This is a genomic window from Flavobacterium nitratireducens, assembly GCF_029625335.1.
GTDB classification, from domain to species: domain Bacteria; phylum Bacteroidota; class Bacteroidia; order Flavobacteriales; family Flavobacteriaceae; genus Flavobacterium; species Flavobacterium nitratireducens.
In genome coordinates this window covers 2,538,546-2,550,425 of the sequence record NZ_CP121111.1, presented here as the reverse complement: position 1 = coordinate 2,550,425, position 11,880 = coordinate 2,538,546, and the positions used below count along the sequence as shown (strand labels likewise).

Below are 11,880 nucleotides of genomic sequence, written 5' to 3'. Positions count from 1 at the left end.
CCCAACGTTCAATTACCGAATTCGGGACTATCAACACTTTATTAATGAGTAATCCACTTTCAGACAGAATTAACAATCTTGCTACATCACAAACATTAGCAATGGCAGCTTTGGCTAGAGAATTAAAAGCCCAAGGTAAAGACATTATCAGTTTAAGTTTAGGAGAACCTGACTTTAACACGCCAGACTTCATCAAAGAAGCCGCTAAAAAAGCAATTGACGACAACTACAGCACTTATTCTCCAGTGGATGGATATGCTGATTTGAAAGAAGCTATTTGTAGAAAATTCAAAAGAGATAACGGTTTAGATTACAAACCTGCAAACATCGTAGTTTCTACAGGTGCTAAACAATCTTTATACAACATTGCACAGGTAATGTTAAACGATGGTGACGAAGTAATCTTACCAGCTCCTTACTGGGTTTCTTACTTCGAAATCGTAAAATTATCAGGTGGAGTTCCTGTAGAAGTACCAACTTCTGTAGAAACAGATTTCAAAATCACTCCTGAGCAGTTAGAAGCGGCTATCACACCAAAAACTAAAATGATGTGGTTCTCGTCTCCATGTAACCCTTCGGGATCAGTGTACAGCAGAGAAGAATTGACAGCTATTGCTAAAGTTTTAGAAAAACATCCAAATATCTACGTGGTTGCTGACGAAATCTATGAGCACATCAACTTCTCTGGAACTTTCTGCAGCATCGCTTCTATTCCGGGAATGTTTGAAAAAACAATCACTGTAAACGGAGTAGCGAAAGCTTTTGCCATGACAGGATACAGAATTGGATACATTGGAGCACCAGAATTTATTGCTAAGGCTTGTACTAAAATCCAAGGACAAGTAACTTCTGGAGCTAACTCTATTGCGCAACGTGCTACTATCACTGCAGTTGATGCTGATCCATCAGTATTGAACCACATGGTACAGGCATTCCACAAACGTAGAGATTTAGTAGTTGGATTATTGAAAGAAATTCCTGGAGTAAAAATCAACGTTCCAGAAGGTGCTTTCTACGTATTTCCAGACGTTTCTTCTTTCTTCGGAAAAACATTAAGAGGAAAAGAAATCAAAGATGCTAACGATGTTTCGATGTATCTTTTAGCAGAGGCTAACGTAGCTACTGTAACTGGAGATGCTTTTGGTAACCCAAATTGTATCCGTTTCTCTTATGCAACTAGTGACGAATTGTTGAAAGAAGCATTAAAAAGAATTAAAGATGCTTTAGCAGGATAATCTAAAGTTAGAAATAAGAACGCAGAAGTTAGAAGTTTTATAACTAACTGTAAATAATAGAAATGCCTCAAGGAAACTTGAGGTTTTTTTATCATATCCCCCGATACATTTTTCGGTATTGAGAAGGCGTCATTTTTACAAACTTATGGAATTGTCTATTGAAGAAACTCAAATTATTATAACCCACTTTATAACCAATTTCAGAAGCAGTCAAATCGGTAGCAATTAGCATTTTGCTAGCCATACTAATTTTATACTCATTGATAAATTCAAAAAAAGATTTACGAAAGGTCTTTTTAAAAAAGCGACAAAAAGAATCTTTGTTCATTCCTATCTTTTTTGACACCTCTTCTAGACTGATTTGTTGGCTGTATCAAATCTTGGTTGCAACACCAAGTGTATCTTTCACTTGGATTTTTCCTTTCAGCTTGTGCGAATTTAGAAATTGACAGTACACCAATTGAAGGACTTAAAACCGAAGAATATAACAAAATTCTCCAACTGAAAGGCTACAAAACCTTGTTTACCGTTGCTATCGGTTATAGAAATCCCGAAGACACAAATCAACCATCAGTCAAACCAAAATCACGTTTGGCATTAGAAAACATCATCAAATCTATATAAAACAATAAAAATTTACATTATCATAATATGTATTTTGACAAACAAAAATGCCCTGTGCTCGTCACGTTCAAACAAAAACGGTCTTGTCCTAAAATAAGTTTACATATTTATACTTAAACTTAAATAGGTTTACGCAAAAGAGTAAAATCACTTTTTCAATAATCGGAAAGCAGTAGGTGTCATGGCGGTGTGTTTTTTAAACAAACGACTGAAATACGAGTAATCTTCGTAACCCAACTCGGTTGCGATTTCATTTACCGTCCAGTTTTCATCCAGCAGCATGCGTTTGGCTTCCAATATCACACGATCTACGACCACTTCGGTGGTTGTTTTTTTTAGAATCTCATTGCATATTCGGTTCAGGTGTTTCAAACTCACATTCAATCCTGAAGCATAAAAAGCAGCCGTTTTGTGTTCTTTATAATTTTGCTCTAACAATTGCTCCAATTTTTTAATTTTCACATTATAAGAATGCGCCTGATGAACATGGATTTCGCTATACTTTCGAGCCAACTCAATGTGAATACTGTCCAATAAGTTCATTATTTTATCCTGGCTGCCTAATTGTTTGTTTTGCATTTCGCTGATGAGATGGTCAAAATAAGGCAAAATACTTTTTACCTCCCTTGCCTCTAAGACTATTTCAGGATTATTTTGGACAGAAAAATAAAAAGGATAATCTTCAATATTCTTATTTCCAAAATACAAATTGTACCTCTCAGCCGTATAAAAAACGATATAACCTTCTATATCCTCAGACAAAACCCAATGGTGCATTTGCCCTGGCTGCAAAACAAAAACACTTCCTGGCTGAATGTCAAATCGGTCAAAATCGACTTCGTGAACTCCAGAGCCCTTGGTAAAAAAAACCAAGAGATAAAAATTATGTCGGTGGGGTTTTTCAACAAAACTATGATTGACCAAATGATTTTTAAAGGTATTTATATACAAGTCGCTACTAACGGAATTGCAATTAAACTGTTCGATACTATAAATAGGATACTTTTTCATCTTGCCAAAATGTCTTTTTTGTGCTACAATAAGCGAATATACCAAATAATTAACATTTGAATATCAAATACCTTTGTGAAAAAAATTAGAAATCATGTATACAATACTCAGCCACATCCTAAATAATGATTGTCCACATTGTCATCAAGGTAAAGTTTTCAAAGAAAAATCCATTTTCTTCAAATTTAGTTTTCCTAAAATGAATGAATATTGCAGCCATTGCCATCAAAAATTTCAAAAGGAACCAGGTTATTTTTTTGGCGCTATGTATGTCAATTATGGATTAACGGTTGCACAGGCAATTACAACCTATTGTATTGCGCATTTTTTCTTTAAACAAAATTTCGATTTAAGAATCATTCCCATAATCATGGTTGTCATTGTAACTTTATCACCATTAAACATCCGATTATCCAGACTTTTATGGTTGTATATGTTTAGGAATTATTCGAAATAAGAAATCCATCCCAATAAAATTGTTATATTGCATGACAAACAATAGTACATGTCATGTCTTTAATTATCGACAATATTGAAAAACACGTTTCACTTACGGTTGAAGAAAAAGAACTGTTCCTGAGCAAAACCGAAATTCAACTCCATAAAGCCAAAACCATTTTAGTAAGCCCAGGTGAAATTTGCAAATACTCTTATTTTGTAAATTCTGGTATTTTAAGAAGTTTTAATATCAACGACAATATTGTAGAACATGTATTAAACTTTGCTTGTGAAGGATGGTGGATTGGCGACATGTATAGCCTAATCTCTCAAAAACCGGGAAATCTCTTTATTGAAGTTTTAGAAGATGCCGAGCTAGTCTTACTTTCTAAAGAAAACCAAGAACAACTGTATACTGAAATCCCTAAGTTGGAGCGTTTTTTTAGAATTCTTACCCAAAATGCCTTGGTTGCCAATCAAGAACGCATCATGGATAATTTGAGTTTATCGGCCGAAGAACGCTTTGATAAATTTTGCAAACGCTATACTGGATTGACGCATAAAATACCTCAAAAACAAATCGCCTCTTATATAGGAGTTACCCCTGAATTTTTTAGTAAAATGAAAAGCAAAATGCTACGAAAAAATTAGTTTGAATTCGTAGTTTGCAGTCACAGTGATAATTTTATAATAATTACAACTTTAAACCTTAAACTTTAAACAACAAACCATAAACCATAAACTTCTTAATCTAAGTTAAGCGCAAAAGAACTACTAGGGTTGTACATTTGTAATGTAATAATTTAATAACCAATAAAACATATACAATATGGCAACTACAGTTTTACATAAAGCAGATACAAGAGGAAATGCAAATCACGGATGGTTAAACGCTTACCACAGTTTTAGCTTTGCTAGCTGGTACAATCCTGACAGAGTAAATTTTGGCGCTCTTCGTGTATTAAATGATGATACAATTGCCCCGGGAATGGGTTTTGGAACACATCCTCATGATAATATGGAAATCATCACTATTCCACTTGAAGGCGATTTAGCACACAAAGACAGCATGGGAAATGAATCTACCATTAAAAATGGTGATGTTCAGGTAATGAGCGCCGGAACTGGAATCAGACACAGTGAATTTAACCCAAATGCTGATCAAAGAACCAAACTTTTCCAAATATGGTTATTTCCTAAAAAACGTGATGTAGCGCCTCGTTACCAACAAATCACTTTAGACAAATCATTAGAAAAAAATGATTTTGCTCAGATATTATCTCCAAATTCTGATGATGCCGGAGTTTGGATTCATCAGGATGCCTGGTTTTATTTAAGCGATTTCGACAAAGATTTCTCTAAAAAACTGGCGCTAAAAAAAGAAGGAAATGGTTTTTACATCTTCAATATCGAAGGAGAAATTGAAGTGAATGGTCAAAAATTAGAAACCAGAGACGGATTAGGAATTTCAGATATTGCTGAGATTGAAATCAAAGCAAACAATGCCGCTAAATTCTTAGTAATGGAAGTTCCTATGCAATACTAAAAAAGGAAGTAATGGAAGAAAACTTAGGTTTAGAATACAACGAAAAAAAAGGTTATTTTTATATAAATGTAAACGATAAAACAGAAGCAAAAATGACCTTTGTTTTTGCCGGACCGCATAAAATAATCATAGATCACACCGAAGTAAATCCAGGTAACAACGGAAAAAACTTTGGAAAAAAAATGGTCGAAAAAGCGGTTGAATTTGCCAGAGAAATGAACTTAAAAATTCTTCCTCTTTGCCCTTTTGCCAAAAAAGTTTTTGAAAAAACTCCTGAATATGGAGATGTTTTGTAATCAACCTTAAAAGATTCAGAAAGAACTATGGGAAATTTAATCGAAAAAGACATTGTTGGACATATTGATACCCAGAAATATTTATGCACTATCAACTGGAGAAATGGCCAGTTGATTATGGATGAACCCCTGAGCAATGAAGGAAAGGATTTAGGACCTGATCCTTTTTCAACCCTTTTAGCTTCATTAGCAGGTTGTACACTAGCAACTTTGAGAATGTACATCGACCGAAAAGGCTGGGATATTCCTGAGATTACAATTTCTCTAAATGCAACACAAGAATCAGAAGGCGAATTGGAAACCATTTTTTCAAGACAAATTTCATTCTCGAAAGATATTCCTAATGAACAAAAAGAACGTTTATTGCTAATTGCCGATAAATGTCCTGTTTCTAAAATACTAAAAGGAAAAGTAACTATTAACACAATGCTGTAATTATAATCTAAAAGACATTACAAAAGAATACATCGATTTAAATTACATCTAAAATGAAAACTAAAAAGTTATTTAAACATATAAATAAGAAAAAAATCACCGATTCAGCTTAAGATTAAAGCTTTTAATTAAAGACGAAAAACAAGCTGTTTCGAATTAAAAAAAACATTATTTAAAACACACAACGGTATTACAGCATAAAAAAGAAGGTTGCATTTGGGGGAATGCAACCTCTTTTTTTATAAATAACTAAGAGAATATAATTGGGGGATTATTGCCCTTTTATATTTATACGAAAAACTAATTTACATTTTCACAAAAATGTTAGTGTAATACTTTTTACCTGTAGCGGCATCCTCTCTGATAGAAATCCCAAAATGAGTATAATTACCAACAATGTTTTCTTTATGCGCAGGACTATTCAACCATGCTGTCACAGCTGCTTTTGGGCTATTATAATTATAGGCTATATTTTCTCCCACACTTTTAGCTCCTAATACTTTCATAATATTATTGGCTCTATCTGTAAAACCATCATGACTCACCACTTTTTTGTCAATCATATAATAATCATGCTCTTCTGATTTAAATGAAATATGATTTATTTTTTCTAATGGATTTAAACCAACACTTACTCTATAATCATTAACCAACTTCAACGTCTCTAATTCGATATCACTATAAGTATAATTTTCAACAATTACTGCACTGGTAGAATCTGCAGTTGCTTCTGATGAATCAGAAGAACATGAATTCATTGTAAATAATACTGCTGGAAACAAAATTAAATAAGCAAGTGTTTTTCTCATTTTAAAAAATAATTAATTTAATAAATCAAAAATATTTTGTTAGAACTATCTGTTGTAATTCGAGTACAAACCTAATAATAATATCGATAAAAAGCATAAAAAAATCGATGAAATGCATGTTTTTTATATTTAAATCACTTTTTTCTTTCAGAATAATTATATTTTGACACTAAAAAAAATCTTTACCTAAAATCACATTACCTGAAAAACAACTATTTTTATAACACTCCTATTATCAAACAGATAACACCACAAATAAAAACTTATAACAAAAAAATTGCGATTTTGATACTGTGTCTGGTAAAAAGTCAATTAATAGCTCTTAGCTGCTTATACAGTCTCTCAATTTTAGAGATAGGAAAAACAGAAATCCTGAATTAAACATTTTATAGAGTGTCTTTTTTTTTTGATGAAGAAATGGCAATTACACATAAAAAAAGAAGGTTGCATTTGGGGGAATGCAACCTCTTTTTTTATAAATAACTAAGAGAATATAATTGGGGGATTATTGCCCTTTTATATTTATACGAAAAACTAATTTACATTTTCACAAAAATGTTAGTGTAATACTTTTTACCTGTAGCAGCATCCTCTCTGATAGAAATCCCAAAATGAGTATAATTACCAACAATGTTTTCTTTATGCGCAGGACTATTCAACCATGCTGTCACAGCTGCTTTTGGGCTATTATAATTATAGGCTATATTTTCTCCCACACTTTTAGCTCCTAATACTTTCATAATATTATTGGCTCTATCTGTAAAACCATCATGACTCACCACTTTTTTGTCAATCATATAATAATCATGCTCTTCTGATTTAAATGAAATATGATTTATTTTTTCTAATGGATTTAAACCAACACTTACTCTATAATCATTAACCAACTTCAACGTCTCTAATTCGATATCACTATAAGTATAATTTTCAACAATTACTGCACTGGTAGAATCTGCAGTTGCTTCTGATGAATCAGAAGAACATGAATTCATTGTAAATAATACTGCTGGAAACAAAATTAAATAAGCAAGTGTTTTTCTCATTTTAAAAAATAATTAATTTAATAAATCAAAAATATTTTGTTAGAACTATCTGTTTTAATTCGAGTACAAACCTAACAATAATATCGATAAAAAGCGTAAAAAAATCGATGAAATGCATGTTTTTTATATTTAAATCACTTTTTTCTTTCAGAATAATTATATTTTGACACTAAAAAAAATCTTTACCTAAAATCACATTACCTGAAAAACGACTATTTTTATAACACTCCTATTATCAAACAGATAACACCACAAATAAAGATTAACAACAAAAAAACATCACTTTAAATACTTCGTCTGGTATAATGGAGTACACGCAACAATTCACAAAAATTTTTAGGGGTTTTCCTGGATTGATTGAAAATTTAGAACCTGAAATACTTTTCGGCTTATGATTTCTTTACCGTTTTTAAGTACTGGAATATCTGTTTTATAAATAGATTTCAACTCAAAACTTTTTAATAAATGAAAAAGATAAAAACCATTTTTGCTAATTATTAAGAAGACAATATTTATTTTTGAAAAGAAAAAAATCAATTTATGAAACTACTCATTGTTGAAGACGAACCCAATCTTTTATCTATTTTACGAAAAGGACTTTCGGAAAAAGACAATGACGTAAGCGTAGCTCTTGACGGAACTACCGCATTAGAAATGATTTCGAATACTAATTTTGATGTTGTTGTTATGGATATTATGCTTCCTGATAGCAACGGGATCGATATTTGCCACCGATTAAGAGCCGAAAAAAACTTTGTTCCTATTCTGCTTTTAACAGCACTGGGAACAACCGAAAACATTGTTACAGGTCTCAATTCCGGTGCCGACGATTACCTTGTAAAACCTTTTAAATTTTCTGAATTAGAAGCCAGAATTGCAGCTCTAGCTAGAAGATCAACTCAGGAACACCGCCCTAACAGTTTGATTCAAATTGAGGATTTAGAAATTGACAATCGAGCGAAATCAGTTAAAAGGAAAGGCGAAATCATACAGCTCACCGCTAAAGAATTTAATTTATTGTATTATTTGGCCCGTAATGCTGGAAAAATTTTGTCCCGAGAAAACATATTAGAAAATGTTTGGGATATTAATTTTGACATGAACACCAATGTAGTCGATGTGTATATCAACTACTTGAGAAACAAAATAGACAAACCTTATTCGGTTAAATTAATTCAAACTATCAAAGGTTTGGGCTACATCATTAAATCCTAACACATGCAAATTAGAAAAAAAATAACGATTACTTATATTGCGCTTTCGAGTTTTAGCACCTTGCTTTTATGCATTGTTATTTTTTCGCTGTTCAAACAAAATAACCAATATTATTTTATCAAAAGGCTTCAGGACAGGGCTAAAATTGCCTCATCAGCTTATTACCAAAAAAATCAAGAACACAAACAATATCTCAAAGATTTTAGAAAAAAAGGCCTTGAGGAATTAGTCGAAGAAAAAGATTTTATTTTAAAAGTAAATAGCGAAAACACTTTTGAATACAATACTAACTTACACCTTCCTCCTGAATTTTATAGCACCATAATGAAAAACGGTTCTAGCTGGATCGAGGAAAATCACCGTTATTATTATGGCCAAATTTTTAACGAAGCAAATCAAAAACACATAGTAATTGTTACAGCTATAGACCGTAGAGGAAATACTAACACCATTTATATTTTACAAATTTTAATATTTGGTGGTATCGCTTTTATAGTTTTAGCTTTCTTTTTGGAAAATTCTTAGCCCGAAGAGTCATTGACCCTATCGCCAGAATCACAAACGAAGTACACCGCATAAGCGCGTCCAACCTACACAATCGCTTGGCCGACACGGATGGAAAGGATGAGATTTCCGATTTGACAAAAACCTTCAACGATATGCTCGACCGATTGGAAACTTCGTTTGAAATCCAAGCTAACTTTATTAATAATGCATCGCATGAACTCAAAACACCAATTACGACCATTATTGCCGAAACCGAAATCATGCTCTTGAAAGAAAGAGAAACAGAAGAATATGTGACTTCTCTTGAAAACATTAACAAACAAGCCTCCAAGTTAGGCAAGCTTACAGAAAGTCTTTTAAAACTGACTCAAACAGGATATGACGGCACCAAACAAGTGCTCGACGAAGCTCGCATAGACGAGATTTTGCTGGAAGTAAAAGCATCTATTGACACTTTGTTCCCAAACAACCGAGTGAATATTAAATTAAATTCGATACCGGAAAACGAAGCGTTATTGACCATTCCTTGCAACATTCCATTGCTGGAATTAGCCTTAAATAATATTATTTCGAATGCAGTAAAATATTCCGATAATGACGAAGTATTTGTAAATCTAATGGTTGATGATTCTCGAATTAAAATTGTCATAACCGATATAGGAATTGGAATTCCACCAGAGGATGTACCTTACCTTTACGAACCCTTCTTTAGAGGAAAAATCGCTTCTAAATACAATGGCTATGGATTAGGTTTGCCCCTTGCTATGAAAATTATCAGAATGCATAATGGCGAATTACAAATTCAATCAGAAACAGGAAAAGGAACCGTAGTTACTATCACATTTGAAAAAAGCAATCGTAAACCCAAAAAATAATTGGACACTACTACTTAACATCTTAAAACTATCTAACTCCCATATTAGGTAGTTTTTTCATTTCTTAATCTAGGTTAAGTGTCCTACTGCTATTGCCGTAGTAAATTTGTTTTATCAAATTAAAACAATATTAAAACATATAATTATGGCAACTACAAAATGGGCAATTGACGCTACTCACTCAGAAATTGGATTTAAAGTTAAACACATGATGTTTACTAATGTTTCGGGAAAATTCAACGAATACGAAGCAACTATTACTACAGAAGATGACAACTTCGAAACCGCAACAATTGAATTTGAAGCCAACATCGATTCTATCAATACAAATAATACAGATAGAGATAATCACCTTAAAAGTGCTGATTTTTTTGACGCCGAAAACCATCCTAAACTAACTTTCAAAGCTACTTCATTTACCAAAAAAGGAGATGATTATGAACTAGCTGGTGATTTAAGTATTAAAGGAATAACAAAATCGGTAATACTTCCAGCAGAATTTAGCGGTTTAATGAAAGATCCTTGGGGAAATACAAAAGCAGGATTGAATATCGGTGGAAAAATAAATCGTAAAGACTGGGGTTTAAACTGGAACTCTGCATTAGAAACAGGTGGTGTTTTGGTAGGGGAAGAAGTTAAATTTAACATCGAATTGCAAGTAATAAAACTATAAATTAAATTCAAACCCTTTTAATTTATCCTAAAACCTCTAGACTTCAAGAAGAAGTGTAGAGGTTTATTTTTTTGCTCCAACTAGATGATTCACTATAAATTCTAAAAAAATAGTACTTTTGCATCCCATTTGAATCTAAAATTCAATCTTTTTATAAAAAATTAAATAAATACAGATGAAAGCATACGTATTTCCAGGACAAGGAGCTCAGTTTACCGGAATGGGTAAAGACTTATATGAAAAGTCTCCTTTGGCAAAAGAATTGTTTGAGAAAGCAAACGAAATATTAGGTTTCCGCATTACAGACATCATGTTTGAAGGGACTGCAGAAGAATTGAAAGAAACTAAAGTAACACAACCAGCGGTATTTTTACACTCTGTAATTTTAGCTAAAACTTTAGAAGATTTCAAACCAGAAATGGTAGCAGGTCACTCATTAGGAGAATTTTCAGCTTTAGTGGCTAATGGTGCTTTGTCTTTTGAAGACGGATTAAAATTAGTTTCTCAAAGAGCTTTAGCGATGCAAAAAGCTTGCGAAATAACGCCTTCAACTATGGCTGCTGTTTTAGGATTAGCTGATAATGTTGTAGAAGAAGTTTGTGCATCAATCGACGGTGTAGTCGTGGCAGCTAACTATAACTGCCCTGGACAATTAGTAATTTCAGGAGAATTTAAAGCAGTTGAATTGGCTTGCGAAAAAATGAAAGAAGCAGGTGCAAAACGTGCTTTATTATTGCCAGTTGGTGGTGCTTTTCACTCTCCAATGATGGAACCAGCAAGAGAAGAATTAGCTGCTGCAATTGAAGCAACTACTTTCTCTACTCCCATTTGTCCCGTGTACCAAAACGTAACTGCATCGGCTGTTTCGGATGCAGATGAAATCAAAAAAAACTTAATTATTCAATTGACTGCTCCTGTAAAATGGACACAATCTGTACAACAAATGATTGCTGATGGTGCTACTTTGTTTACTGAAGTGGGACCAGGAAAAGTATTAACGGGATTAATTGGTAAAATCAATAAAGAAGCGGCTACCGCAAATGCTTAAATAGTATTCAGTGATCAGTTTTTAGTGATCAGTTAATAAAATTATGAATCCTCACGAACTTAGTTTGATGAGGATTTTTATTTTAAAACAGTTTACAACGGAATCCTTAATAGAATAACAGCTGT

General features: G+C 32.8%; 16 protein-coding genes. 12 read left to right on the top strand and 4 right to left on the bottom strand.

Annotation, left to right across the window (positions count from 1 at the left end; genetic code table 11):
* Window positions 1-44 precede the first annotated feature (44 nt).
* Window positions 45-1,235, top strand: a complete 1,191-nt coding sequence (locus P5P90_RS11960; RefSeq protein ID WP_278034899.1) for a pyridoxal phosphate-dependent aminotransferase — start codon at window positions 45-47, stop codon at window positions 1,233-1,235.
* Window positions 1,236-1,326: 91 nt separating this feature from the next.
* On the opposite strand, the gene P5P90_RS11955 is transcribed toward P5P90_RS11960, so the two are convergent.
* Window positions 1,327-1,581, bottom strand: a complete 255-nt coding sequence (locus P5P90_RS11955; protein WP_278034898.1) for a helix-turn-helix domain-containing protein — start codon at window positions 1,579-1,581, stop codon at window positions 1,327-1,329.
* A 38-nt stretch (window positions 1,582-1,619) separates the two neighbouring features.
* On the opposite strand from P5P90_RS11955, the gene P5P90_RS11950 reads away from it, so the two are divergent.
* Complete coding sequence (locus P5P90_RS11950) at window positions 1,620-1,859, top strand: nitroreductase family protein (protein WP_278034897.1); 240 nt, start codon at window positions 1,620-1,622, stop codon at window positions 1,857-1,859.
* A 147-nt stretch (window positions 1,860-2,006) separates the two neighbouring features.
* Here the strand turns inward: P5P90_RS11950 and P5P90_RS11945 are convergent, their stop codons facing one another.
* The gene (locus tag P5P90_RS11945; RefSeq protein WP_278034896.1) at window positions 2,007-2,870 is read right to left on the bottom strand and encodes a helix-turn-helix domain-containing protein; all 864 of its coding nucleotides are present in this window, start codon (window positions 2,868-2,870) and stop codon (window positions 2,007-2,009) included.
* A 94-nt stretch (window positions 2,871-2,964) separates the two neighbouring features.
* Here P5P90_RS11945 and P5P90_RS11940 point away from each other — a divergent pair, with 94 nt between their 5' ends.
* The 5 genes from P5P90_RS11940 (at window position 2,965) to P5P90_RS11920 (ending at window position 5,585) form a co-directional block, all read left to right on the top strand.
* On the top strand, window positions 2,965-3,327 hold the full coding sequence (locus P5P90_RS11940; RefSeq protein ID WP_278034895.1) for a DUF983 domain-containing protein: 363 nt from the start codon (window positions 2,965-2,967) through the stop codon (window positions 3,325-3,327).
* A 53-nt stretch (window positions 3,328-3,380) separates the two neighbouring features.
* On the top strand, window positions 3,381-3,959 hold the full coding sequence (locus P5P90_RS11935) for a Crp/Fnr family transcriptional regulator (RefSeq protein WP_278034894.1): 579 nt from the start codon (window positions 3,381-3,383) through the stop codon (window positions 3,957-3,959).
* Window positions 3,960-4,137: 178 nt separating this feature from the next.
* Entirely contained in the window at window positions 4,138-4,854 is a 717-nt protein-coding gene (locus P5P90_RS11930) for a pirin family protein (RefSeq protein WP_278034893.1), read from the top strand.
* 11 nt (window positions 4,855-4,865) lie between these two features.
* Window positions 4,866-5,150 (top strand): GNAT family N-acetyltransferase, encoded by a 285-nt coding sequence (locus P5P90_RS11925; RefSeq protein ID WP_278034892.1) that lies wholly within the window; start codon window positions 4,866-4,868, stop codon window positions 5,148-5,150.
* Window positions 5,151-5,177: 27 nt separating this feature from the next.
* Entirely contained in the window at window positions 5,178-5,585 is a 408-nt protein-coding gene (locus P5P90_RS11920; protein ID WP_278034891.1) for an OsmC family protein, read from the top strand.
* 305 nt (window positions 5,586-5,890) lie between these two features.
* Here P5P90_RS11920 and P5P90_RS11915 read toward each other — a convergent pair whose 3' ends face one another.
* A complete protein-coding gene (locus P5P90_RS11915; protein WP_278034890.1) occupies window positions 5,891-6,394 on the bottom strand; it encodes a CAP domain-containing protein in 504 nt (167 codons plus the stop codon).
* Window positions 6,395-6,933: 539 nt separating this feature from the next.
* The gene (locus P5P90_RS11910) at window positions 6,934-7,437 is read right to left on the bottom strand and encodes a CAP domain-containing protein (RefSeq protein WP_278034890.1); all 504 of its coding nucleotides are present in this window, start codon (window positions 7,435-7,437) and stop codon (window positions 6,934-6,936) included.
* Between the two features lie 540 nt (window positions 7,438-7,977).
* Here P5P90_RS11910 and P5P90_RS11905 point away from each other — a divergent pair.
* The 5 genes from P5P90_RS11905 (at window position 7,978) to fabD (ending at window position 11,755) form a co-directional block, all read left to right on the top strand.
* The gene (locus P5P90_RS11905; RefSeq protein ID WP_278034889.1) at window positions 7,978-8,652 is read left to right on the top strand and encodes a response regulator transcription factor; all 675 of its coding nucleotides are present in this window, start codon (window positions 7,978-7,980) and stop codon (window positions 8,650-8,652) included.
* Window positions 8,653-8,655: 3 nt separating this feature from the next.
* A complete protein-coding gene (locus P5P90_RS11900; protein ID WP_278034888.1) occupies window positions 8,656-9,177 on the top strand; it encodes a hypothetical protein in 522 nt (173 codons plus the stop codon).
* Window positions 9,126-10,034, top strand: coding sequence for a HAMP domain-containing sensor histidine kinase (locus P5P90_RS11895; protein WP_340696471.1), 909 nt, complete (start codon window positions 9,126-9,128; stop codon window positions 10,032-10,034). The genes P5P90_RS11900 and P5P90_RS11895 overlap by 52 nt, the downstream gene beginning before the upstream one ends.
* Before the next feature lie 145 nt (window positions 10,035-10,179).
* Window positions 10,180-10,707 (top strand): YceI family protein, encoded by a 528-nt coding sequence (locus P5P90_RS11890; protein WP_278034887.1) that lies wholly within the window; start codon window positions 10,180-10,182, stop codon window positions 10,705-10,707.
* A gap of 175 nt (window positions 10,708-10,882) precedes the next feature.
* The gene (gene fabD, locus P5P90_RS11885) at window positions 10,883-11,755 is read left to right on the top strand and encodes an ACP S-malonyltransferase (protein ID WP_278034886.1); all 873 of its coding nucleotides are present in this window, start codon (window positions 10,883-10,885) and stop codon (window positions 11,753-11,755) included.
* Window positions 11,756-11,880 lie beyond the last annotated feature (125 nt).